Below are 24,022 nucleotides of genomic sequence, written 5' to 3'. Positions count from 1 at the left end.
AAACATTTTATAACGTTTTTACTATTAAACAGTCATGTTTCTTTTTCCGTTTGTTTTTTAATCTAAATTTACTTCATTATTAAATTTAAACGGAGAAAATGATGAAAAAAGTTTTAGCTGCTTCTGTCATGATTGCTGTTGTTTTAACAGGCTGTAATACGTTTAAGGGTTTTGGTAAAGATGTTTCTAAAGCAGGTGATGCTGTAACAAATACTGCTGAAAAAACACAAGATAAAATGTAAGTTAGAGTTATCACTAAAAAACCTTATCGTTCCGATAAGGTTTTTTTATTTTTTACGTACCCATCACGTAGAGATTCGCCTATTATATCGGACTATATTTCACCTGATCAGCACGCAATTTCCGGTATGAACCATTCAGATACTCTCTCGCTTAGCCTAGAACTTTTACAACAACCTTCTGTTACTCCAGTTGATCATACTTGTCAGACCATCATGGCAGACCGCTTACGCCAAGTTGGTTTTCATATTGAACCAATGCGTTTTGGTGATGTAGATAATCTCTGGGCACGCCGCGGAACTGAAGAGCCTGTATTTTGTTTTGCAGGTCATACTGATGTCGTTCCGACAGGTAAATTAGAAGCATGGAATTCAGATCCATTTGCACCTGAAATCCGCGATGGAAAATTATATGGTCGCGGTTCGGCAGATATGAAAACAGCTTTGGCAGCTATGGTTGTCGCATCTGAGCGTTTTGTAGCAAAACATCCAAATCATAAAGGTTCTATCGCATTTCTGATTACTTCAGATGAGGAAGGCCCTGCTGTTAACGGTACGGTCAAAGTTATTGAGACTCTTGAAGAACGTAACGAAAAAATTAAATGGTGTTTGGTAGGTGAACCCTCAAGTACTCATAAACTAGGTGATATTGTTAAAAATGGGCGTCGTGGTTCGCTTAATGCAGTATTAAAAGTCCAAGGTAAACAAGGTCATGTTGCTTATCCACATTTAGCACTTAACCCAATTCATGAGGCATCACCCGCTTTAACAGAGCTATGCCAAACCGTTTGGGATAATGGAAATGAATATTTCCCAGCAACATCATTTCAGATATCAAATATTCATGCTGGAACTGGTGCAACCAACGTAATTCCGGGTACTTTAGAAGTTACTTTTAACTTTCGTTATTCAACAGAAGTGACAGCTGAACAGCTTAAACAACGTGTTCATGAGATTTTAGATAAACACGGTTTAAAATATGAAATCGTTTGGAATTTGTCTGGTTTACCTTTCCTGACTCCAATCGGTGAACTCGTTAATGCCGCTCAAACTGCTATTTTAAATGTAACTGGCACTGAAACTGAGCTTTCAACAAGTGGTGGTACTTCTGACGGACGTTTTATTGCTCCGACAGGTGCACAGGTATTGGAATTAGGGGTTCTTAACGCAACAATTCATCAAATTAATGAACATGTTGACGTGCATGACCTCGATCCCCTGACTGATATTTATGAGCAAATTTTAGAAAATTTATTAGCTAAATAAAAATTAAAAAGGAACTCAAATGAGTTCCTTTTTTTTATAGATGAAGCGAGTTTTGGATATATTGCAAATTAGGTACGTGGTAGCGTTGATTCTCCATTCGCACATATTTAAATACACTTGGGTGCTGCAAAGTATCTTGTATATCTTCATTTTCATCTACGACTTCAGAAATACGTAAACGAACTGAAGCTGGCATCGATTTGCAGATGAGTGCAAAACGTTGGCTGATATCTTCACTTTCAATAACTAATGCCACCGCTCGCGAGTCAATTTCATTGTGCAATGAATAGACCGGAAGCTTTACGTCATGCCATTCAATATGCTTAATGCCATTTTTGACATCCATCGCTGATAACACGATGTTTTGTGGCAATAGCATCGGCACTTGCTGATCACATTCAATAATATATGCATCAATAAAACCAGTTGAAACAGTAATTAAGTGTTGAAGCTCTTGCTGATCCATTTCATTAATTAATGATGTACTTATCTGATTTTTCATTAGGCAAGTTCCTCTTCACGTGTCGTGAAAAAAGCATCAATATTGTGAAGTAAGTCTTCTTCTTGGAAAGGTTTACCCATGTATTGGTTAACCCCTAAAGCAAATGCTCGTTCACGGTGTTTTTCGCCAGTTCTTGATGTAATCATAATGACTGGCATATGTTGATGTAGATCATGATGTCGTACGAGGTTAAGTACCTCAAAACCATCCATTCGCGGCATTTCAATATCAAGCAACATCAGATCTGGTTTAATATTTTCCAACTGCTCAATTGCATCAATACCATCTTTAGCAGTGACTACGTCATAGCCTTGGCGTTCGAGTAAACGAGTCGTCACCTTACGGACTGTAACAGAGTCATCTACAATCATAATGAGACGGCGTTCGTCAGACTCGCGTTGTCTATAGACAGTCTCATTGAGCGACTTATGTCGACGAGTAGACTGAATTTGGCGAGCAATATTTTGTCCATCTAAAATTAGACAAACTTGACCATCACCTAAAATAGTTGCGCCTGCAATCGCACCAATACTAGAGAACTGCTGCCCGATTGGCTTAACTACAATCTGCGCACGTGAACCAATAAGTTGATCAACCAATAATGCAATGGTTTGCCCATTATTGGCCTTAATCATTAATACTGGTAGCGAATACATCATCCCACTTAAACGTGGAATCGGTTGATTACCAACAAATTCAGATAAATAGCGTAATGGATAGCGCTTATTTTCAAATTCAAAGAACTCTTGTGCACTTCCAAAATACTGTTCTAATGAAGTTGGTGAAACTCGAACAATTCGATCGATTTGAGCTAACGGAATTGCAAATTGTTGATCAGCAACTTTAACCATCAAGGCATCACTAACAGCTACTGTGGTTGGAACACGTATGGTAAAAATTGTTCCTTGCCCATAAACAGAGTCAACAGTCACATGTCCGCCCAAAGCTTTAATATCACTTTGTACAACATCAAGCCCTACGCCACGACCTGAAATCTGAGTGACTTGATCGGCTGTACTTAACCCTGGATGGAAAATCAACTGCAAAATATCTTGATGTTCTAATACTTGTTCAGAATTAATCAAACCAGACAAGAGAGCCTTTTGACGGACCTTCTCAATATCAATACCTCGACCATCATCTTTAAACGTAACAACAACATCGGTACCTTGACGGTGAATATTTAGTTCAATACGTCCAGTTTCTGGTTTTTGTGCTTGTTCACGTTGCACACGATCTTCTAAACCATGGTCAATTGCATTTCGAAGCATGTGCTCAAGCGGCGTAACCAAACGCTCTAGCATTGTCCGGTCTAGCTCACCTTCGGTATTATTAACAAAAAGTTCTGCTGGTCTATCTAACGCAGTAGAAGTCTGTCTCACAATTCGTTGTAAACGAGGTAGCAATCGAGAGAATGGTACCAATCGTGTTCGCATTAGCCCTTCTTGAATTTCGGCCTGAATACGTGATTGTTGTACGAGTAAACTTTCGGTATCTCTGATTTTTTCGGATAATGTATTTTTGAAATCGACTAAGTCGGACGCAGATTCGGCAAGTGATTTCGATAATTGATTCAGTGAAGAATATTGATCCATCTCTAGAGGATCAAATTCTGTATAACGAGAATGCTCAATACCGTGTTTTGCAATAATCTGAGTTTCTAATTCGCCTTCCATTCGACGTAACTGATCTGCAAGTCGTTGAATGGCTAATTCCATTTCCACGAGCGTATGACCAAATTGACTTAGATCCATTTCAATTCGTGAACGGTTAATCGAATTTTCACCAGATAAATCAATCATTTTCTCGATTAAATCTGCTGAAACACGAATCATCTCATTGTTTTGTTCAAGATGCTGCGTTTGTTCCCATGCACCAATCATTGGCGGTGGTTCTGTACCATCACCTTGCACAAAACTCATTACAGGTTCGGTGCCAAATAGATCAGTTCTAGTCAATTTACTCGGAATTTGAATTGCCGTTTCAATAAACTGAATATTTTCTAGACTATGCTGTAAACCATCGAAATGTTGATAATTTTGCTTAAAAATTGCCTCTTTTAACCAGACAATTGCACTCTCTAATAGGTTGTCATAAATATTTGAACTAAAATGATAAAGCGCAAATTTTTCAAAAGCATTCTCAAGTTGATAAGCAATTGCTTGCACAGTTTCTAGTCCCAACATACGGGAACCACCCTTCAAACTGTGCACTGCTCTTTGTAGCTGAAGCAAGATACTACGATTGGTACGCTGTTCAAACCATTGCTTTAACAGATGATCGGCCATCTCTAACAGTTCGGCCGCTTCCTCCATAAATGTCTGCTCGACAACAGAATCAATATCCTGATCTTGAATACTGTCTGTATAGCCTTCTGCATCAAAAAATTGTAATTCTGTGTGCTCAACAAGTCGAGTATTAGACTCAACAATCTGCTCAAAATTAGAAGTTAACTCATCGAGATTTAACGCAGTATCATGTATAGCTTCTTGCTGTAATACTTCAACATTTAATGCCGGTATAACATCTGTTTCAGACTCTGCTTGCATCTCTTTAACAACAGAGCCAAGTGACTCATATACCTTACCGGCATTCTTAAGCGCTTGAATAGTATGAGAAGCAGCATAATCTAGGTGCTGATCACGTACTATTTGTAGACGGTCAGCTAAATCATCTTGAACCAGACGGATAAAATCAATAAGAGCAGATGAAGCAACCAACTGTCTTTGAATTATGCGCTCATAAATACTTTCTAATTCATGTGCAATTAAACCAATATAATTTGCCTGAATCATATTTGCCCCACCTTTTAAGGTATGCAAATAACGCATTAGGTTATTAAGAGCAGCAAAGTTCTCTTGATCATTAACCCAAATATTAAGATCTGTATCCATTCCTTCAAGCAACTCATCGGCTTCTTCAAGAAAAATATCTAACAGTTCTGGATCAAAATAACGATTTACGTGCTCAGTAGTCATGAATTGGCGATCTAAATGCATACTCTGACTCATTGCTACATGATCAGTTAATACACTTTCGATAGATGCCGGAGATTCATCTGATGTTTGTTCTACATCAACACTAAATAATGACTCAACAACATCCTGATTATCTAATGGTTCAGAATTAAGCCTCGGAATATGTTGGGTATATAGTTTTAGCTCTTCCAAAACATTTTGGTGTTGCTCAATAATACTAACTCTTTGACCCGCAGCTAATGCGTCAAATAACTGAATTAATTGTTGATGTGCTTTCTGATAAATTTCAAAAACATAATCTGATTGCAATAAATCAGGTCGATCAAGCAATACGTCATAGCTATCTTTTAGTTGGTTCGTATATTCATATAAACCAACCATGGCCTGAGACTGAGTATGTTGCAGTAACAAGTCAGCTTGTTCACTTAATCGTTCAAGATAGTGAGGAAACTCAGAACGAATTCCCTTCTCAAAATCCAACTCTGCATCAAGTAATTCTAAAACATCGAGCTGTAACAGCTGAGATACTAGACCATGTGGAGGAATGAGTGGGCTTGAATGCTCCCCATGCTGCTCCATATAAGCATCCCAAACTTGGTTAAACTGTTTCAGATTTGAATCTAATTGGTCATTAGAGCAATGCGCAGCTAATAGATCTAAACAATTTCGAATAAACTGACGATAATCACGGAGTAGTAATATCTCTTCTGAATGAGAAGAAAGTTCTTCTTGTAATAAGATTTTGAATAAATGCTCAACCTTCGTACTAGCATCAAAAATTGCTTCTACCTGAGCCATTGCCGAGCTACCGCGCAATGTATGTAATGCACGAATGAGCGCATTATAACTTTCGTGCTGATGTATTTCTTGTTCTAAAAATTGATCAATGGTCGCTAAGTGCTCTTCCGCTTCTTCCATAAATAAAACTAAGGTTTCAGCAAGATTATGTTCACTTTCTATCGTGGTTTCTAGGGTTAAATTATCTGATACTGGCTCTAAATCATTCACCTCTAAACCAGTCTTAGTTTCCGCAGTGAGAGTATCAGACAATAATAAAAGTTCTTCTAAAGCAGGCTCTAAACTTTGCTGTTGTTGTAATTGTTGTCCCAATAAAATAAGAGGTCTAAAATCTACTGCATGTTCCTTTTTAGATTTAAAGTCATCTACTAATTTAAAGAAATAGAACTTAAATACCAACTGAACATATTGTTGGATGTTAGGAGTTAATGTGAGACTCTCATTGAGTATCCGATTGAGCGTATCTTCTACAGTCCAAGCAAGCTCAGCAGAGGATTTCGCTGCAATCATTCGCCCTGAACCTTTCAAGGTATGAAAATGGCGACGGATCTCAGTCAGCGTAGCCACATTTTTAGATTGCATCCATTCATGAATCAAAGATTGCAATTCAACAAAAATTTCTTCAATTTCTTCAATGAAGATATCAAGAAATTCAGTATCTTGTTGAGAATAGCTATCTTCCGGTAGCATCATTGCTTCAGTTAAAGTTTTTAATATTTCTTTCATAGCAAAGGCTTCTTTTGCTTGTCTCCTAAATGGAGAAAAACGACAGAGTCAACACCAGATAAATAGCTGTGTCCCCAATATTTACCTAGCGTTGTTAATACTTTTTAAAAGGATAGCTATTATAGAAACAGCTATCCTCGTCCCCAATTTAATCAGGTAATTTAAAGTCCGTTACCGATTCACGTAATGACTCTGCCATATTTGCTAATTCAGAAACCGAACGTGCTGTATCGAATGTTGCAGTTGTCGTTTGCGAAGTAATTTCTTGTACGACGGTCATGGTTGTCGCAATATGACTCGCAGATGCAGACTGAAGTTTTGCTGCATCAGAAATACTGGCCATTAAGTTTGCCAAGTCACCAGATACTTTTTGAATCTCATCCAAGGCAATACCCGCATCTTTTGCTAAGTTCGCTCCGCGTACAACCTCAGTTGTTGTTTGTTCCATTGAAATAACAGCTTCGTTAGTATCGGTCTGAATTGTTTTAACCAGAGTTTCAATCTGTTTAGTTGCCGATGCTGAACGTTCTGCAAGACGCTGTACCTCATCTGCAACCACGGCAAAACCACGTCCCGCCTCACCTGCCATAGATGCTTGAATTGCCGCATTTAATGCAAGAATGTTTGTTTGGTCCGCAATGTCGTTAATTAACGATACGATGTTACCAATTTCTTGTGAAGACTCACCCAAACGTTTAATACGTTTAGAAGTTTCCTGAATCTGTTCACGAATCGTGTCCATACCTTCAATTGAACGGTTTACCACTTGTGCGCCATTAGAAGCAATTTGTACCGAACGTTCTGCTACCTCGGTAGACTCCGATGCATTTGAAGATACTTGGTCAATTGACTGCGCCATTTCATTCATTGCGGTTGATGCGCCAGCAATCTCTTGTGCCTGATGCTCTGATGCTTCTGCCAACTGGTTAGTAATATTCTGTGTATCATGCGTATAGCGAGCAACTTCCTGAGAAGTTTCATGAATTCGGGATACAAGATCACGTAATTGGTCAATCGCGAAGTTAATCGAGTCGGCAATTGCTCCCGTGAAGTCTTCAGATACTGTTGCATATGAACGCAAGTCACCGTCTGCCAAGTCGGCGATTTCATCTAGTAAACGTAAAATCGCGTTTTGGTTACGGTCATATTCTTCTTGTAAGGTAGCTACACGTTGTTTATCTGCTTTACTACGAAGTGATAAAAGCTTTAAGACTGAAGTAATTAAACCTAGAAGTGATAATGTAAGAAGTGCAACTAAAGCAAATGCTTTCCAACCATATTGTGTTTGCTTAGAAAGATCACCCAATACAGATAACATTTCATCAGATTCCGACAAAATCTCGCCTGATGACTGACGTACGTTTACAATCTGATCTGTATGTTTAAGAACTGATGCCGCTGCAGATTTTAAAACTTTATCATATTCAGATTTAATACCTTCCAAAGACTCACGTACTTCCGGAGACTCAACTCTAGCAACACCCAATTCAGCATTTCCGTTTAGCTGTGCATTTAAATACACACCAAACGTCTCAATATCCACACCAAAGTCATGTGCTGAGGTCTGAGAGTTTTCAGTACCAACCAAAACAGTGTTAATAGAGCGCAAAATACGTTCTGCAATAAATACTTGGTTCTTAGCAATAATCACCTGACTACTTGGTGCTTTTTCGCGAACCATCTTATCAACCATCAAGTTATATTCAGCCTGAATCTCTGGAATAGAATCACTAATCGAGATATTCATGTTATATAACTGATTAATTACGTCTTGATGTGACGAGATCAAGTTAATGTCATACGACAAAGCTTTCCACAGAACTGCAACCTTTTTGTATTCTTTTGAAGATGTACCATGAATATTTTCAACATCTTTGATATTTTCTGCAAAAAGTTTATTTGATTCAGCTAAGTCTTTCATAGCTTTAGGTGAACCAGAAGCCGTTGCTTCAGTAGCCTGTCTAGAAATCGTTTGTGACAATAAACGCAACTCACCCAAACTACGTGTTAATTCGTTATGTCGAGGTACGCTATAAAATAAATAAACGAGCGAAGTTAAAGCAAATACCAAACATAACAACGCTACATAAAGGATAGGCTTGGACTTTTCACTTTCCCCAAATAAACTGGCGTATTGCTCAATTCCTGACTGGATTTTTGCAATAAAATTGAGACCCGATTTTTCGGACGCAACACGATTGCCGCCTTTCTTTTTAAGCTTAAAGCCCATAGCTTCTCCCCAGAAAATACTCTGTTTTTCACAGCGTAAAAAATTAGTTTATAAATTTTGTCGATGCATTCATGTAATGTGGGTTTTGCAATAAACGACTAAATAAAAAGACATGCCAATGCTGGTTATGTTGGTGAAAATAACCTTGGCAATAATCTTTTAGGTTTTCCTCTAAGTCTAAGCTTTGAGAAAAAAAACTTTTTTTATTAAAGTGCTGAATCCCCAAGACCTGATCCACAACCAACCCCACATACTGGTCGTGATGGCTAATACATAACACTTTTTGGGCAGACGAAAATGTACTTCGTTGCCCTGAAATAAAATGAGCCAAATCAGAAACTGAAAGCAACCTTCCCCGAATGTTCGCTAAACCTTTTACCCAACTTTGAGCATTTGGAACTGGCGTATATTTCGGTGGATAGATAACTTCTGACACTTCCCCAAGTGGTGCGACGAAGTATTGCCCTCTCATTTCAAAAGCAATTCCTGACCATCGCTGTGCTTCATTTTGAACTGAAGCGTAATTCTTATTACCCCGTTTAGACAAACGAAGTAACTCGATAAATCCATTCGCTGCCATACTCGATCCTATAAAACGGGCAGATAATCCCGTTATTTATGTTTTTATGGATGGATGAGTTAATTTAGAAATTGTTTAATTACATCAATCAATTGCTTTTCTTCGATAGGTTTAATCAGATAATCGATCGCACCTTGACGCTTGCCCCATACTCGGTCAGTTGCCTGATCTTTAGTACTCACAATAACAACAGGAATATGCTTAGTGTCTTCATCGCGGGTAATCTGACGTGTTGCCTGAAAACCATTTACACCAGGCATAACAACATCCATTAACACTAAGTCAGGCTGTTCAGCTTTTGCTAAAGTTACACCATCTGCACCATTAGATGCTTCAAGTACATCATAGCCGTGCTTGGTTAGAATTTCTCTAAAACGATAAGTTTCTGTTGGTGAGTCATCAACAATAAGAATACGTGCCATTTCTTTGCCCTTAAATTACTTAATTATGAACTTACATGATTACGAATCGCGTTTAACAATTCGTCTTTGCTAAAAGGTTTCGTCAAGTATTCATCTGAACCTACCACACGCCCTTTTGCCTGATCAAATAAACCATCTTTACTAGAGAGCATGATAACGGGAATGTTCTGATAATTTTGAGAGTTTTTAATCAAAGCGCAAGTTTGATAACCGTCTAAACGAGGCATCATGATATCGACAAAAACAATATCTGGATTTGCCTCTGCAATTTTGGACAAAGCTTCAAATCCATCCACCGCAGTAATTACTTCACAGCCTTCTCGCTGTAATAAAGTTTCGGCTGTTCGGCGAATGGTTTTTGAGTCATCAATTACCATTACTTTCAGATTTTGGAATGCATCTTCCATTTAATCTTCCATCCCCATAAATATAAAATATAAATGCAATTTAACTTAAATTTGTTTTTACGCATTTATACGCATTTTTAACATATCTCACAGTCTATTTTCAATGAGGCATTTTTGTCTACTTTCTCATTTATAAACAATAACTTTTAACCTCATCACACTTTAATTAAAATTATCATTTTTTTTATAATGACTATATTTTTATTCAGCTAAATAATAACTAATATATTAAAGATTAATTATTTAAAAATAAGCGATTTAGCTTTCTTTTTTTGGGGATTTTCAATGAATAATCGGATGAAATATGCCTTTTATAGGAACTGCTTGTCTGTATCTATAGGCATTATTTCCTTCGGTTCGCTCTGTTTTTCAACAACCTTGGCTCTAGCAGATACTTCTAAAGTGGTCTGGTATCGTTATTATGATCAACACGGTACTGCCAATATCAGTACATCTGTCACTCCTGCTCACATTCGTTACGGTTATGAAGTTCTAGATCAAAATATGCAAGTGATTAAAAGAAATCACTCTTATAGTGCCGAGGCTGATTTAAATCAATCAGGTCAACGAGCATTATCGGCACGGCATAGAGAACTAGATATCAAATTAAAAAATGCTTATAGCAATAGTAAGACAGCCATGCTTAAAAGAGATCAAGCATTACTTGCTATAAAGAAGCAAATTAACTATCAAGAGGAACAACTCGACCAGTTACAACAAGACAAAATTTTATTTAAGCGTCAAGAAATGGAATATTTCAGAAAGCGAGAAGTCATTCCTGAACGACATAAGACTTTGATTGAAAACAATCTAAATAATATTTACAAAGTCAAACAGACACTTGAAACACTTTCCAAGACTTACAAACGTACCAATAGCGAGTATGAAAACATTATCGAGCGTTTAAAAAAGCTTGAATAACTGTAAAGGTTTATCAAGAATAGGGGCAAAATAAAATTTGAATTATAGGATGATGCTGTATGCACAAGATGCATCTCACCCCTTCCACTATTTTTAAACTGAGTATTATTAGTTTATGTTTGATTTTAGCTGCATGTAATCAGCAAGAAACGACTAAAACAACGGCATCAGCTCCAGCAAAAATTGAACTCATTCCCCAAGACCTAATTGCAGTTAAAGAAGGAGCACTTGACTCTCAAACTGCATTTACGGGAACCATCCGTGCGGTTCAGCAAAGTTCAATTCAGGCTCAAGTGAGCGCCACAGCGACGACTGTAACTACAAATGTTGGTCAACAGGTACAAAAAGGCCAAGTTTTAGTGAGATTGAATAATCAGGACAATGTTGCACGTTTAGCACAAGCGCGCGCCAACCTCGCATCAGCTCAGTCACAAGCTGAACTTGCACGCAATTTAATGAACCGAAAGCAACGACTTTTTAATCAGGGGTTTATTGCTCGTGTCGAGTTTGAACAGAGTCAGGTTGACTATAAAGGACAACTTGAAAGTGTAAAGGCCCAACAAGCGAATGTTGATATTGCTCGTAAGGCTGATCAAGACGGCATTATTACCAGCCCAATTTCAGGCGTCATTACTAAACGACAAGTCGAACCTGGTCAGACCGTATCAGTTGGTCAAACCTTATTTGAAATCGTAAATCCAGACCAACTTGAAATACAAGCCAAGCTACCAATTGAACAGCAGTCTGCTCTTAAAGTCGGTAGCAGCATTCAATATCAGATTCAAGGAAATTCTAAGCAATTAAATGCGACGCTTACGCGTATTTCACCTGTTGCTGATCAAGACAGCCGACAAATCGAATTCTTTGCCGTTCCTAAAGAAAAAATTGATTCGTTAAGCATTGGTGCTTTCATTAATGGAAATATTCTCCGTAATGACACTCAGCAAGGCCAAACGATTCCTTTAGACAGCATTCAAAATATGCAACATGATCCTTTTGTATGGGTGGTACGTAATCACACCATTCAAAAAGTTAAAATTCGAGTAATTGAACAGCGCTATAACGACAATATTGCTTTAATTGATGGCCTACAACGCACAGATCTAGTAAGCCGTATTCAATTTGAAGATTCCGACATTAATAAAAAAGTGACGGTTACAACCGAAAAAAATAAATAAGGTAGCAAATAGCATATGTGGTTTACTCGAATCAGTGTGAAATACCCCGTTTTTACTATTATGATGATGATCAGCTTAATGGTACTCGGGTTAGCTTCTTGGAAACGTATGACGGTTGAAGAGTTTCCGAACGTCGATTTCCCATTCGTAGTAGTGACTACGCAATATGCTGGTGCTTCACCTGAAGCTGTCGAATCAGATATTACAAAGAAACTCGAAGATCAGATCAATACAATTTCAGGGATTAAACAAATCACTTCACGCTCAAGTGAAGGTTTTTCGATGATTGTGGCTGAGTTTAATCTCGATACTTCATCGGCCCTTGCAGCACAAGATGTTCGTGACAAAATTGCTCCAGTCACAGCCCAATTTCGTGATGAAATTGATACACCGATTGTACAACGCTACGACCCTTCTTCTAGCCCGATCATGTCAGTTGTATTTGAATCAAATAGCATGAGTTTGGCCCAATTAAGTTCATATGTAGATAAACGTATCGTGCCGCAGCTTAAAACAGTGTCTGGTGTCGGTAATGTGAATTTATTGGGGGATGCCAAACGGCAAATACGAATAAAAATTCTTCCTGAGCAATTGCAAAGTTATGGCATTGGCATTGATCAGGTCATCAATACGTTAAAAAATGAAAATATTGAAGTTCCCGCAGGAACCTTACAACAAAAGAATTCTGAACTGGTTGTACAGATTCAATCAAAGGTCATTCATCCACTTGCTTTTGGTGATTTGGTGATTGCCAATAAAAATGGTTCACCAATTTTTCTAAAGCAAGTTGCAACGATTGAAGATACTCAAGCCGAACTACAATCAAGCGCATTTTATAATGGAAGAACAGCAGTCTCTGTCGATATTTTAAAGAGTTCTGATGCCAATGTAATTCAGGTTGTTGATAAAACCTACCAAACTTTAGAGAAATTAAAAACACAAATGCCTGCGGGTTTAAACTACAAAGTTGTGGCCGACAGCTCCAAAGGAATTCGCGCTTCAATTAAAGATGTGACCCGTACCATTATTGAAGGTGCTGCCTTAGCAGTTTTAATTGTTCTATTATTTTTAGGTTCTTTCCGCTCTACCGTTATTACAGGCTTAACCTTACCGATTACTTTGCTAGGAACCTTAACTTTCATTTGGGCTTTTGGTTTCAGCATTAATATGATGACGTTATTAGCCCTATCGCTCAGTATTGGCCTCTTAATTGATGATGCAATTGTGGTTCGGGAAAACATCGTAAGACATACTGAACTTGGCAAAGATCATGTGACTGCTGCCCTAGAAGGCACAAAAGAAATTGGTTTAGCCGTACTCGCAACTACGCTTACCATTGTAGCCGTATTTTTACCAGTTGCCTTCATGGGCGGGTTGATTGGACGTTTCTTTTATCAGTTTGGCGTAACGGTGAGTACAGCCGTTTTAATTTCAATGTTTATTAGTTTTACGCTCGATCCAATGCTCTCTGCTCACTGGAAAGATCCAATCAAGAAAAAAGATAATTGGCTACAACGCTTTTTTAACCATATTTCTAATGTGTTAGATCGACTGACTCATGTTTATGAAAAGCTCTTAAAGCTGGCTTTACGTTTCCGTTTTATCACAGTCATTATTGCAATTGTTTCACTATTTGCTGCACTAGGACTGTCTAAACTCATTGGGACTGAATTTGTACCTACCCCAGATAAAGGTGAAGTTCGTATTCAGTTTGAAACTCCTGTAGATGCATCCTTGGAATATACCCAAGCGAAATTACATCAAGTCGATAAAATTATTAGACAATTTCCCGATGTGGTTTCTACTTATGGCGTGGTCAACAGTGAAGTAGACTCTGGTAAAAACCATGCAGGTTTAGGTGTGACCTTAAAGCCAAAACAAGAACGTAGCGCAGATTTGAATACACTCAACAATGAGTTCCGCGATCGTTTGCAAAGTGTAGCAGGTATTCGAGTGACTTCTGTTGCCGCAGCACAAGATTCTGTCTCTGGCGGGCAAAAGCCAATCATGATCTCTATTAAAGGATCTGACCTAAATGAGCTACAGAAAATTTCAGATCGTTTTATTGCTGAAATGGAAAAAATTAAAGGTGTAGTTGATTTAGAAAGCTCATTGAAAGAACCAAAGCCGACTCTGGGTGTCCATATTAATCGTGTACTGGCAAGTGACTTAGGTTTATCAGTTTCTCAAATTGCCAATGCGATTCGCCCATTAATTGCGGGTGACAATGTCACAACTTGGGAAGATCGCGATGGCGAAAATTATGATGTGAATGTACGTTTAAATGAAAATAAACGTATGCTTCCACAAGATGTGCAGAACCTATATCTCAATTCCAATAAGACCAATGCGACTGGGCAAAATATATTAGTTCCACTTAGCGCAGTTGCAACAACCGAAGAAAAACTCGGTGCTTCACAAATTAACCGACGTGATCTTGAACGTGAAGTACTGATTGAGGCAAATACCTCAGGACGACCTAGCGGCGACATTGGTCAAGACATCGATAAAATGCAAAAGGCATTTAAACTACCTGCTGGATATACATTTAATACTCAAGGAGCAAATGCTGACATGGCTGAATCTGCTGGATATGCATTAACAGCCATCACCCTTTCAATTGTGTTTATCTATATTGTTTTAGGTTCTCAGTTTAATAGCTTTATTCATCCTGCTGCAATTATGACCTCTTTACCATTGTCACTCATTGGTGTTTTTCTTGCCTTATTCTTATTCAAAAGTACCCTAAACCTATTTTCAATTATTGGCATTATTATGTTGATGGGGCTCGTCACTAAAAATGCGATTTTGCTTATCGACTTTATTAAAAAAGCAATGGATCAGGGGACAAGCCGTTACGATGCTATTTTACAAGCGGGCAAAACTCGTTTACGTCCAATTTTAATGACAACAAGTGCCATGGTGATGGGGATGGTTCCTTTAGCTTTAGGTCTTGGCGAAGGCGGTGAGCAAAGCGCACCAATGGCTCACGCTGTAATTGGGGGAGTAATTACCTCGACCCTATTGACTCTTGTGGTTGTACCCGTCATTTTCACTTATCTAGATGACTTGAAAAACTTTATGCTGCGTCAAACTCGACGATTCATGTCATAATGCAGCGATTATCGTATAATCTGCGTTTTTATAACGCTTAACTTTTAGGACTTTTTCCATGCGCGCAAGCCGCTTTTTATTTGCAACGTTGAGAGAAACCCCAAATGATGCTGAAGTGATTTCACACCAGCTCATGTTACGTGCGGGGATGATTCGTAAATTGGCATCTGGTTTATATACATGGCTGCCGATGGGAACACGTGTGCTTAAAAAAGTAGATGCGATTGTTCGTGAAGAAATGAACCGCTCAGGCGCAATGGAAGTATTCATGCCCGTGACTCAACCCGCAAGTCTTTGGGAAGAATCGGGTCGATATGAACAATATGGTCCTGAGTTATTACGTTTTAAAGATCGTCATACGAACCCATTCGTACTTGGGCCAACGCATGAAGAAGTTATTACAGATATGGCACGTAACGAACTTAAAAGTTATAAGCAGCTTCCTGTAAATTTCTATCAAATTCAAACCAAATTCCGTGATGAAATTCGTCCACGTTTTGGTGTAATGCGTTCACGTGAGTTCATCATGAAAGATGCTTATTCTTTCCATGCAACTCAAGAATCGCTACAAGAAACTTATGACGTAATGTACGACACCTATAGCCGTATTTTCACCCGCTTAGGTCTAGACTTCCGCCCAGTACAAGCCGACACAGGTTCTATTGGTGGTTCAGCTTCACACGAATTCCACGTATTGGCTGCTAGTGGTGAAGATGACATCGCATTTTCAACTGAATCTGATTATGCAGCAAACGTTGAAATGGCTGAGGCTGTTTTAGTGGGTGAACGTGCAGCACCGACACAAGAATTCAAATTGATTGAAACACCAAACCAGAAAACGATTGATGATGTATGTCAGTTCTTAAATGCTGATCCAAAGCAATCGGTTAAAGCTTTATTGGTTCAAGGTGTTGCTGACGAAAAAGGTAATGTTCCTGTTGTTGCTCTATTTGTACGTGGTGACCACGAACTGAATGAGATTAAAGCTGAGAAGCATCCTTTAGTGGCTGCCCCTCTTACTTTTGCAACTGAAGCACAACTTCAAGCATTTGGTTTAACTGCTGGCTTTACAGGTCCACAAGGTTTAGTTGAAAAAGGCTTAACTGTAATTGTTGACCGCGCTGCATCTGTTCTTTCAGATTTCGTTGCTGGTGCAAATGAAGCTGATAAACATGCTGTTGGCGTAAACTGGGAACGTGATGCACAAATTACTGAAGTTTTTGATTTGCGTAATGTCGTTGAAGGTGACCCATCTCCAGATGGTAAAGGCACACTACAAATTAAACGCGGTATTGAAGTAGGCCATATTTTCCAGCTTGGTACTAAATACTCTGAAGCTTTAGGCTGTAAAGTTCTAGGTGAAGATGGCAAACCATTTACAGTAACCATGGGATGCTACGGTATTGGCGTAACTCGTGTTGTTGCAGCTGCAATTGAACAAAACTACGATGACAAAGGTATTATGTGGCCACAAGCCATTGCACCTTTTGAAATTGCAATTGTTCCAATGAATGCGCACAAATCACCACGCACTCTTGAAGCAGCAGAAGCACTTTATGCAGAACTTCAAGCTCAAGGTTTTGATGTGTTGCTTGATGATCGTAACGAACGTCCAGGCGTTAAGTTCTCTGACCTTGAATTGATGGGTATTCCGCACCGTATTGTGATTGGTGAAAAAGGTCTTGATGCTGGTACTTTTGAATATAAAGGCCGCCGCGATGCTGAAGCGAGCAATTTAACGAAAGAAGAACTTTTAGCTAAGTTAGCGCGTTAATAAATAGACAAATAAAAAAGCAGCTTTTAGAAGCTGCTTTTTTAACTCAATTTTTATGCCTGAACCGTTAAGTCTTTAATAGTTGTCGATGAACCATTGGTTTTAACAGACTCAATTCCTTTATCACGTGAAGCTTCGCTCGCATAGAATTGACTTGTGCCAATAATTTGATGATTTGCAGCTTTTAAATTGAAATAAGGTTTCCCATTCTTTGCAGTTAAACGCTCATATCGTGCGTCATCACCACTATTTTTCTGAATTGATTCAATACCATTTACCGCAGAAGCTTTAGCCTTATATAGCTCACTATTTAGAATAGGTTCACCATTTCCTGCTTTTAAAATAAAGCGGTATTGTCCATCACTCGCTAGTGAAATTTCGTACCATCCTGCCATAAAAACCTCATTTTTTTGTTGGTGTGGGTATGACTTTCGTTATTATTCTGGACGAAAGTTATTTGTTATTTATGACAATATAAATGGGCTATCATTCTTTGAATAGCCCATTTTTTATACTTTTTCGTAATAAAATTATAATGATGTTAGAAATTTAAAAAGTAGAGATATAAGTGCATATCTCTACTGAAATGTAATTAAAATTAACAATTTAAGCTTTTTTTACAAATTCAGATTTTAACTTCATCTGACCAATACCATCAATTTTGCAATCGATATTGTGGCCATCACTTGCATCTGGAACTAAACGAATCGTTTTTACTTTCGTGCCTACTTTTACGACTGAAGATGAACCTTTAATTTTTAAGTCTTTAATGACAGTTACACTGTCGCCATCAGCTAATACATTTCCATTAGCATCTTTAATAATTTCTTGTTCTTCAGTAAGCGATGTATCCCCTTCTTTCCACTCATTTGAGCATTCAGGACAAATCAATAAGTCGCCATCTTGGTAAGTATATTCTGATTGGCATTGTGGGCAGTTTGGCAAAGACATGAAAAAAATCTCAAAAAGTATATTATGCGAGATATGATTCATTTTTTAAAGTTTTAAATAAAAGACTTTTACCAAAAAAAAATTTATACATTCATTTTGAGTTTTTACTTAATAAATATTCTTTCAAAATAATTGCATGGTTATTTTCCACATCTTTTGCTGAATATAAAAGCGTAACTGTATGTTCTACTGCGATGTGTTGTAGCTCTTGAACTGCGGAATTGGTCTCAAGCTCTTTTAAATAGCGCTGTTTAAACTCCTGCCAATGATCTGGTGTTGCAGCATGAAACCATTTTCTAAGCTCGGTCGATGGTGCTATTTCTTTTAGCCACAAATCTAAGTGGGCATTCTCCTTACTAATTCCCCTACTCCATAAACGGTCAACCAAAATTCGCTTTCCATCACTAGGCTCAGCATTTTCATAAATTCTTTTAATGTGTATATCCATAATCTTTCTCTGCGTAAGTTTTACATTTTAGATAGATCTTATAAAAGAAAAGTGAGCAGATTTAACTCCACTCACTTTTTAAATATTTCATTAAAATTTTAGAAGGTTTATTGGTCAGGGATATCTGCTTCAATCAATAAAGTAAGCAAAGATAGGGATTCTTGCCACCCTAAGTAGCATGCTTCTACAGGAATCACTTCAGGTATGCCTTCTTGCGTAATATGTACTTCCGTACCTACCAATACGCTTTTTAATGTAATAGTAACTTGCATAGTGCCTGGTAAATTTGAGTCATCAAATTGATCGTTATATCGAATTAATTCATTTGGAACTAATTCAACATATGTTCCACCAAAAGCGTGTGTTGAACCTGTCGAAAAATTGGTAAAACTCATTTTGTATGAGCCACCAACACTTGCATCAAAACTATGAACCTTGGCAGTAAAGCCGTGCGGCGGTAACCACTTGACTAAAGCATCTGGGTCTAAAAATGCACGGTAAACTCGCTCGGCTGGAGCCTTAAACACGCGATGAAATTTTACTGTTCCTGTTGCCATCATATTCTCCTTATTTTAATTTCTTTTAAATTATCGAAATTATGCTTATTAGCTTAAACCTTCCGATTTATCCGAACGTATATTTTTGGTGTTTTTTCAAACAAAATACTTTTTTCAGGCGAAATCAAATTACGAAAACTAGGGCTGATTTTTTAGTAAAAATGGAGCAAAATAGTCAGCAATCATAAAGAAACATATTGAATTTGAGATTAATCATGAGTCTGCTCGCTTTCTCCTCATATGCTTTAAACGGTGTAGATGCACAGAAGTTTTTACAAGGCCAAGTTACTGTAGATACTGAACGTTTAGCTGAAAATGAAACTCGCTATACAGCGATCTGTGATCTTAAAGGTCGTATTCACTTTGGCTTATGGCTAAAAAAGATTAATCCTGAAAGTTTTGAAATTGTAGTTGCTCAAGATCAAGCTGAAGAGTTTACCAAACATATTAAAAAATTTGGTGCTTTTTCGAAAATGACCTTGAGTGAACAAGGCGCTGTGTTCCCAAAAGTTGTGAATCATCAAACTGAGTTCAATACGACTGAAACTGATATTTCTGAATGGCAAAAACAAGCCATTATGACGGGTCAAGCGTGGATTACACAGGCAACTGAACATGAATTCCAGCCACAAGAATTGCGTTTACATCAACGTGAAGGTGTCAATTATGACAAGGGCTGTTACTTAGGTCAGGAAATTGTGGCGCGTCTTTGGTTTAAAGCAAAACCAAAACACTGGTTACATCTGGTTCAGGGTACAGGTGAAGCACCTGCTTCAGCAACTCAACTAAATAACGATGTTGAAGTCGTTAATAGTATTGCAAATGATGAAGGCTATCTTGCTTTAGTTGTTGCTAAACCTGCTGCTCTACAAGAGTTGGGGCTTCAAGTTCTTGAGTTACCTGAAGCTTTAAGTGGCGATGTTGCAAGACCACAATAATAATTTTTATTAGCTCGAACTGCCCACTTCTAAGTTAGTGGGCTTTTTTATAGATACAAAACACTAATGATTTCATTAGATTAGAACGTCAATTTTTTAAGTTTTATATGCCATCATTAGCCCTGTTGAAATTAAAGAGAAAAAAGATGAAAACTAAACTTGCTACACTCATGTTGAGTCTGGCTATTTTCGGTTCTGCTCATGCTGACGTTAAAGCCCTTGAACAAAATCTTAAGACGAATTATCCAGATTTGCCTGTAAAAGGTGTTTATCAATCTCCTGTGCAAGGCATCTATGAAGTGTACACAAGCGGCCGCATTGTCTATACCAACCAAGATGCTAAGTACTTTTTTGTTGGTAACCTAGTCGACATCAAACAACAAAAAAATATGACTGAAGAACGTATTGCCGAACTGGGCAAAATTGACGTTAAAAGTTTGCCATTAAATCAGGCCATTAAATATGTAAAAGGTAAAGGCGAACGTACGATCTATGTCTTTAGTGACCCAGATTGCCCATATTGCCAGCGCCTAGAACAAAATATGGTTGGTGTTGATAACGTAACGGTATATGTGTTCCTTTATCCTCTTACTAGTTTGCATCCAAATGCTGAAAAAGTTTCAAATCAAATCTGGTGCTCAAAAAATCCAGCAGAAGCTTGGACAAACTACATGCTTAACCGCAAATTGCCGACTAATAGCAAAAGTTGCTCAAGCCCAATTCAGAAAAATATCGCTTTAGGTCAAAAATTAAATATTGATGGAACACCTACCCTGTTCTTGCAAGATGGCCAAAGACTCTCTGGTGTTCCAAGTGATGCCAAACAAATTGAAGCATTACTTCAGTCAGCAAAATAATAATATTACCCATTCCATTGTATGAATGTGAGTGGGTCTTTTTTCTCCACAATTTGCCCAAAGTGCAGCGCTTTATATACAAATCGGCTGTTTACTTTCAGCAATCAATATTTATGATGAGAAATGAAACTATTTAATGCATCAATGGAATGATGTAGCTACGAAGTAAAAGGTTAAAAAGAAATGAAGAAATTACTAATCGCAAGCCTAATCACCCTTTCAAGTGCATCAATTTTTGCAGCTGATAACACGGCGACTGCTGCTAAAACCGATGTTTTCAAACAAGCTGAACAACTCTACGCAGCAAAAAATTACTCTGCCGCATTTCAAGAAATGCAACGCCTAGCCCAAACAGGGAATGCCCAAGCCATCTATAACTTAGGCTATATGACTCAAATGGGCCAAGGTACAGGAAAAGACTCTTCTAAAGCCCTCAAATATTATGAAGATGCCTCAAATAAAGGTTACGCCCAAGCGAGTTACACGCTGGCACAAATTTATGAGACTGGTGAATTAGGGGTTGCCAAAGACAGCAACAAATTCAGTCAATATATTCAAAAAGCATCGGCTCAAGGTTCTGATGATGCAACTGTGAAAATTGCGACGATTTTATTTGCTCAGAAGAAACCACAGTCACATCAAATTGCCCTTCAAAAGTTAGCGCCTTTAATTAGAAAGGGTAACTATCCAGCGACTCAGGTGAAAGCACTTTATGATATTAGCCAAGGTGTGGAAAATAAAAATCCGTTAATGAAACGCCAAGGTATCGAAGCTTTGCAATCGATTGCTCAAAAAGGTTACGCTCCTGCGTCTATGGCTTTAGCGACCATGATGGCGAATGGCAATATCATTCCGCAAAATTTACCTGAGGCCAAAAAGATCTTTACTGAACTTGCCAATCAAAATGTTCCTAACGCTAAAGAGTCTTTAGCCTCGGTTGATAAGATTATTGCAGAAAAAAGTAAACAGGCTGCAAATGCTCCCGCACAGCCAGCACAAAAAAAATAGTCAATGAAAAGCCCCGTAAGGGGCTTTTCTTTTACCACCACAAAGCAATAAGCCCGCTAACCCCAATGAAACCAACAACTGTACTAATCATAAGCGGTGTTAATGCTTTTTCATTTAATCCATAAGCTTGTCCAAAAATTCCGAAAGCAATCGGCATTGGTAAAGCAGCAATTAATGTTCCTGCGTAAAGCATCTCACGACTTACATCTGGAGTTATTAAAAAGAGAGAAAAAATAACAGATGGCATGAGGATAACTTTAAATATCGCCAACAAAATACTTTCTGTATTTACTGCTGTGATTCCAATCCCCACTAAACTCCCGCCAATTGCAAACAAGGCCAAAGGTGAAGCTGTACGTCCAAGTAACTCTAAAGACTGATCAAGCGTCGCAGGAAGATTAACATCGAAAAGAATACATCCCATTCCAACCAAAATCGCGATAATGACAGGATTCTTGAGTAAGTTTAAGAAAGTCTGTTTTAAAAGCGGTAAAAGATTTTGTTGTTGATGTAAACCCGCTTCGGCCAGAATGAGCATCAGCGCCACAATCAATAAATTTTCAATGATGAGTGTTAAAGAAATATAAATCGCAGCGTGATTACCTATCAACATGGTTAAAATAGCTGTTCCCATAAATCCAGTATTGGACATAGATGCGCCCATCGAAATAACGGCGCTATGAGTTAAACTATTTTTAAAATATTTTCGATAGAGAATGAAAGCCAAGAAAAATAAAATTAAAGACCCACCGCCATAAGCAAGAAAATAAGCTGGGTGCCAAATGTCTTGTAAGTTTTTATTTGCCAAAGAATGAATTAAAAAAGCTGGTAAAGAAATTTTAATTACAAATGCGCTAAGAGCCCTGATCTGTTCAGGCATTACCAATTTGATGAGGACACAAACATAGCCCATCAATAGCAATATCAAGATAGGTAAAATAACCTGAAAAACCACCGACCGTCCTCACTTAGCAAAAGAAAAATGGGCAAAGATGACTTTGCCCAATACAATTAAAAAGAGTTAAAAAGCTGCTTTAATCCATGAGGTTGGCAACGTAAATATTGAGGTGCAATTTTAACTTCTGCCCCTAAAGCCGCTGCTGCATGCCAAGGCCATCTTGGGTCGTACAACATTGCACGAGCAAGACCAATAGCATCAGCTTGCTGGTTTTCCAAAATTTGTTCGGCATGTTCTGGCTCAGTAATTAACCCTACAGCAATGACCGGAATAGACACATGCTTTTTGACTTGTTCAGCAAATGGAACTTGGTAACCTGCCCCAATCGTAATAGATTGATGCTCGTGCAAACCACCACTAGACACATGCACATAGGTTGCACCCAACTGCTCTAAAGCTTTTGATAAGCCAACTGTAGATTCAACATCCCAGTGCTCGATGCTCTCTAACCAATCAGTCGCTGACAGTCTAACCCCAACAGGATAACCTTCTGGTACAGCGAGTTTAATTGCCTGAAGAACCTCAAGGGTCATACGCATACGGTTTTCTAAAGAACCGCCATATTCATCAGTACGCTGATTGGCAATTGGCGATAAGAATTGATGAAGTAAATAACCATGTGCAGCATGAACTTCAATCAACTCAAACCCAGCTTCTACAGCACGTTTTGCAGCCGCTGCAAAGTCTTGTTGAACTTGTTTAATCTCAGCAATGGTCAAAGCATGGGGCGCTGCATCATGAACAGAAAAAGTACTTTCACTTGGTGCAACCGTTTGCCAACCATGAGGCTGATCTTTTGCAATCTGACCTTTACCTAACCATGGCTTTTCAGTAGATGCTTTACGCCCTGCATGTGCTAACTGAATTCCAAATGGCATCGGTGAAAGTGTATGAACCTTAGCTAACAACGCTTTGATTTGGTCACGTTGCTGATCATTCCAGAGCCCAAGGTCAGCATAGCTAATCCGACCTTCAGGTTGTACAGCAGTCGCCTCTACAATACAAAGCCCAGCGCCAGACAATGCATAATTCGCCCATTGCTGTTCATGCCAATAGGTAATTTCACCATCATCTGTTGCCGAATATTGGCACATTGGAGCAATTACAATTCTATTGATCAGTTGTAGTGAACCAAAGTTAACCGTTTCAAATAATTTTGCCATTTTTAAT

Annotated in this window: 21 protein-coding genes; 9 read left to right on the top strand and 12 right to left on the bottom strand. The window is 38.3% G+C overall.

The window, feature by feature from the left end; translation table 11 throughout:
• The first annotated feature begins 98 nt into the window (after nucleotides 1–98).
• Together F886_RS18900 and dapE are read left to right on the top strand one after the other, a co-directional pair.
• Complete coding sequence (locus F886_RS18900; protein WP_003655297.1) at nucleotides 99–242, top strand: entericidin A/B family lipoprotein; 144 nt, start codon at nucleotides 99–101, stop codon at nucleotides 240–242.
• A gap of 126 nt (nucleotides 243–368) precedes the next feature.
• A complete protein-coding gene (gene dapE / locus F886_RS18895) occupies nucleotides 369–1,505 on the top strand; it encodes a succinyl-diaminopimelate desuccinylase (protein ID WP_005309814.1) in 1,137 nt (378 codons plus the stop codon).
• Between the two features lie 34 nt (nucleotides 1,506–1,539).
• Here the strand turns inward: dapE and F886_RS18890 are convergent, their stop codons facing one another.
• The 6 genes from F886_RS18890 to pilG form a co-directional block, all read right to left on the bottom strand.
• Nucleotides 1,540–2,007: a hypothetical protein gene (locus F886_RS18890; RefSeq protein ID WP_005309813.1), complete on the bottom strand. Its 468-nt coding sequence runs from the start codon at nucleotides 2,005–2,007 to the stop codon at nucleotides 1,540–1,542.
• Nucleotides 2,007–6,509 carry a hybrid sensor histidine kinase/response regulator gene (locus tag F886_RS18885; protein ID WP_005309810.1) on the bottom strand — a complete coding sequence of 1,501 codons (4,503 nt, stop codon included), beginning with the start codon at nucleotides 6,507–6,509 and terminating at the stop codon, nucleotides 2,007–2,009. The genes F886_RS18890 and F886_RS18885 overlap by 1 nt, the downstream gene beginning before the upstream one ends.
• A 148-nt stretch (nucleotides 6,510–6,657) precedes the next feature.
• A complete protein-coding gene (locus tag F886_RS18880) occupies nucleotides 6,658–8,739 on the bottom strand; it encodes a methyl-accepting chemotaxis protein (protein ID WP_005309808.1) in 2,082 nt (693 codons plus the stop codon).
• 43 nt (nucleotides 8,740–8,782) lie between these two features.
• A complete protein-coding gene (locus F886_RS18875; protein WP_005309806.1) occupies nucleotides 8,783–9,319 on the bottom strand; it encodes a chemotaxis protein CheW in 537 nt (178 codons plus the stop codon).
• Nucleotides 9,320–9,378: 59 nt separating this feature from the next.
• On the bottom strand, nucleotides 9,379–9,741 hold the full coding sequence (locus F886_RS18870) for a response regulator (RefSeq protein ID WP_004789266.1): 363 nt from the start codon (nucleotides 9,739–9,741) through the stop codon (nucleotides 9,379–9,381).
• Nucleotides 9,742–9,764: 23 nt separating this feature from the next.
• A complete protein-coding gene (pilG, locus tag F886_RS18865) occupies nucleotides 9,765–10,148 on the bottom strand; it encodes a twitching motility response regulator PilG (RefSeq protein ID WP_000389061.1) in 384 nt (127 codons plus the stop codon).
• 285 nt (nucleotides 10,149–10,433) lie between these two features.
• Between pilG and F886_RS18860 the strand changes: the two genes are divergently transcribed.
• The 4 genes from F886_RS18860 to F886_RS18845 all read left to right on the top strand — a co-directional run bounded on the left by F886_RS18860 (nucleotide 10,434) and on the right by F886_RS18845 (nucleotide 17,135).
• On the top strand, nucleotides 10,434–11,069 hold the full coding sequence (locus tag F886_RS18860) for a hypothetical protein (protein WP_005309804.1): 636 nt from the start codon (nucleotides 10,434–10,436) through the stop codon (nucleotides 11,067–11,069).
• 68 nt (nucleotides 11,070–11,137) lie between these two features.
• Nucleotides 11,138–12,247 carry an efflux RND transporter periplasmic adaptor subunit gene (locus tag F886_RS18855; protein ID WP_081402334.1) on the top strand — a complete coding sequence of 370 codons (1,110 nt, stop codon included), beginning with the start codon at nucleotides 11,138–11,140 and terminating at the stop codon, nucleotides 12,245–12,247.
• Nucleotides 12,248–12,262: 15 nt separating this feature from the next.
• Entirely contained in the window at nucleotides 12,263–15,361 is a 3,099-nt protein-coding gene (locus tag F886_RS18850; protein ID WP_005309800.1) for an efflux RND transporter permease subunit, read from the top strand.
• 58 nt (nucleotides 15,362–15,419) lie between these two features.
• Entirely contained in the window at nucleotides 15,420–17,135 is a 1,716-nt protein-coding gene (locus tag F886_RS18845; RefSeq protein ID WP_005309797.1) for a proline--tRNA ligase, read from the top strand.
• Between the two features lie 53 nt (nucleotides 17,136–17,188).
• Here F886_RS18845 and F886_RS18840 read toward each other — a convergent pair whose 3' ends face one another.
• From F886_RS18840 to F886_RS18825, 4 genes are all read right to left on the bottom strand, one after another.
• Nucleotides 17,189–17,530: a YegP family protein gene (locus F886_RS18840; RefSeq protein WP_005309794.1), complete on the bottom strand. Its 342-nt coding sequence runs from the start codon at nucleotides 17,528–17,530 to the stop codon at nucleotides 17,189–17,191.
• Nucleotides 17,531–17,741: 211 nt separating this feature from the next.
• Nucleotides 17,742–18,086, bottom strand: coding sequence for a zinc ribbon domain-containing protein YjdM (locus F886_RS18835; RefSeq protein WP_005309792.1), 345 nt, complete (start codon nucleotides 18,084–18,086; stop codon nucleotides 17,742–17,744).
• Between the two features lie 91 nt (nucleotides 18,087–18,177).
• Nucleotides 18,178–18,534 (bottom strand): DUF488 domain-containing protein, encoded by a 357-nt coding sequence (locus F886_RS18830; protein WP_005309789.1) that lies wholly within the window; start codon nucleotides 18,532–18,534, stop codon nucleotides 18,178–18,180.
• A 107-nt stretch (nucleotides 18,535–18,641) separates the two neighbouring features.
• A complete protein-coding gene (locus F886_RS18825) occupies nucleotides 18,642–19,094 on the bottom strand; it encodes an SRPBCC family protein (RefSeq protein WP_081402325.1) in 453 nt (150 codons plus the stop codon).
• Nucleotides 19,095–19,306: 212 nt separating this feature from the next.
• Between F886_RS18825 and F886_RS18820 the strand changes: the two genes are divergently transcribed.
• From F886_RS18820 to F886_RS18810, 3 genes are all read left to right on the top strand, one after another.
• The gene (locus F886_RS18820; protein ID WP_005309784.1) at nucleotides 19,307–20,029 is read left to right on the top strand and encodes a CAF17-like 4Fe-4S cluster assembly/insertion protein YgfZ; all 723 of its coding nucleotides are present in this window, start codon (nucleotides 19,307–19,309) and stop codon (nucleotides 20,027–20,029) included.
• Nucleotides 20,030–20,175: 146 nt separating this feature from the next.
• Entirely contained in the window at nucleotides 20,176–20,886 is a 711-nt protein-coding gene (locus tag F886_RS18815) for a DsbC family protein (RefSeq protein ID WP_005309781.1), read from the top strand.
• A 183-nt stretch (nucleotides 20,887–21,069) separates the two neighbouring features.
• Nucleotides 21,070–21,894, top strand: a complete 825-nt coding sequence (locus F886_RS18810; RefSeq protein ID WP_005309777.1) for a tetratricopeptide repeat protein — start codon at nucleotides 21,070–21,072, stop codon at nucleotides 21,892–21,894.
• 31 nt (nucleotides 21,895–21,925) lie between these two features.
• Here F886_RS18810 and F886_RS18805 read toward each other — a convergent pair whose 3' ends face one another.
• Both F886_RS18805 and F886_RS18800 read right to left on the bottom strand, forming a co-directional pair.
• Nucleotides 21,926–22,849, bottom strand: a complete 924-nt coding sequence (locus F886_RS18805; protein ID WP_005309774.1) for an AEC family transporter — start codon at nucleotides 22,847–22,849, stop codon at nucleotides 21,926–21,928.
• A 56-nt stretch (nucleotides 22,850–22,905) separates the two neighbouring features.
• Complete coding sequence (locus F886_RS18800) at nucleotides 22,906–24,015, bottom strand: NADH:flavin oxidoreductase/NADH oxidase (RefSeq protein ID WP_005309771.1); 1,110 nt, start codon at nucleotides 24,013–24,015, stop codon at nucleotides 22,906–22,908.
• Nucleotides 24,016–24,022 lie beyond the last annotated feature (7 nt).

The sequence above is a fragment of the Acinetobacter sp. NIPH 542 genome (assembly GCF_000369825.1).
In the GTDB taxonomy this organism is placed as follows: Bacteria; Pseudomonadota; Gammaproteobacteria; order Pseudomonadales; family Moraxellaceae; genus Acinetobacter; species Acinetobacter oleivorans.
This window is presented reverse-complemented; position numbering and strand designations above follow the sequence as displayed.

Coding starts and splice junctions, on each gene's coding strand:
- F886_RS18830 (WP_005309789.1), bottom strand. CDS start 18,534: ATGGATATACACATTAAAAGAATTTATGAAAATGCTGAGCCTAGTGAT.
- F886_RS18875 (WP_005309806.1), bottom strand. CDS start 9,319: ATGGCAGCGAATGGATTTATCGAGTTACTTCGTTTGTCTAAACGGGGT.
- F886_RS18800 (WP_005309771.1), bottom strand. CDS start 24,015: ATGGCAAAATTATTTGAAACGGTTAACTTTGGTTCACTACAACTGATC.
- F886_RS18845 (WP_005309797.1), top strand. CDS start 15,420: ATGCGCGCAAGCCGCTTTTTATTTGCAACGTTGAGAGAAACCCCAAAT.
- F886_RS18820 (WP_005309784.1), top strand. CDS start 19,307: ATGAGTCTGCTCGCTTTCTCCTCATATGCTTTAAACGGTGTAGATGCA.
- F886_RS18850 (WP_005309800.1), top strand. CDS start 12,263: ATGTGGTTTACTCGAATCAGTGTGAAATACCCCGTTTTTACTATTATG.
- F886_RS18890 (WP_005309813.1), bottom strand. CDS start 2,007: ATGAAAAATCAGATAAGTACATCATTAATTAATGAAATGGATCAGCAA.
- F886_RS18880 (WP_005309808.1), bottom strand. CDS start 8,739: ATGGGCTTTAAGCTTAAAAAGAAAGGCGGCAATCGTGTTGCGTCCGAA.
- dapE (WP_005309814.1), top strand. CDS start 369: ATGAACCATTCAGATACTCTCTCGCTTAGCCTAGAACTTTTACAACAA.
- F886_RS18855 (WP_081402334.1), top strand. CDS start 11,138: ATGCATCTCACCCCTTCCACTATTTTTAAACTGAGTATTATTAGTTTA.
- F886_RS18900 (WP_003655297.1), top strand. CDS start 99: ATGATGAAAAAAGTTTTAGCTGCTTCTGTCATGATTGCTGTTGTTTTA.
- F886_RS18825 (WP_081402325.1), bottom strand. CDS start 19,094: ATGATGGCAACAGGAACAGTAAAATTTCATCGCGTGTTTAAGGCTCCA.
- pilG (WP_000389061.1), bottom strand. CDS start 10,148: ATGGAAGATGCATTCCAAAATCTGAAAGTAATGGTAATTGATGACTCA.
- F886_RS18840 (WP_005309794.1), bottom strand. CDS start 17,530: ATGGCAGGATGGTACGAAATTTCACTAGCGAGTGATGGACAATACCGC.
- F886_RS18870 (WP_004789266.1), bottom strand. CDS start 9,741: ATGGCACGTATTCTTATTGTTGATGACTCACCAACAGAAACTTATCGT.
- F886_RS18885 (WP_005309810.1), bottom strand. CDS start 6,509: ATGAAAGAAATATTAAAAACTTTAACTGAAGCAATGATGCTACCGGAA.
- F886_RS18860 (WP_005309804.1), top strand. CDS start 10,434: ATGAATAATCGGATGAAATATGCCTTTTATAGGAACTGCTTGTCTGTA.
- F886_RS18835 (WP_005309792.1), bottom strand. CDS start 18,086: ATGTCTTTGCCAAACTGCCCACAATGCCAATCAGAATATACTTACCAA.
- F886_RS18810 (WP_005309777.1), top strand. CDS start 21,070: ATGAAGAAATTACTAATCGCAAGCCTAATCACCCTTTCAAGTGCATCA.
- F886_RS18815 (WP_005309781.1), top strand. CDS start 20,176: ATGAAAACTAAACTTGCTACACTCATGTTGAGTCTGGCTATTTTCGGT.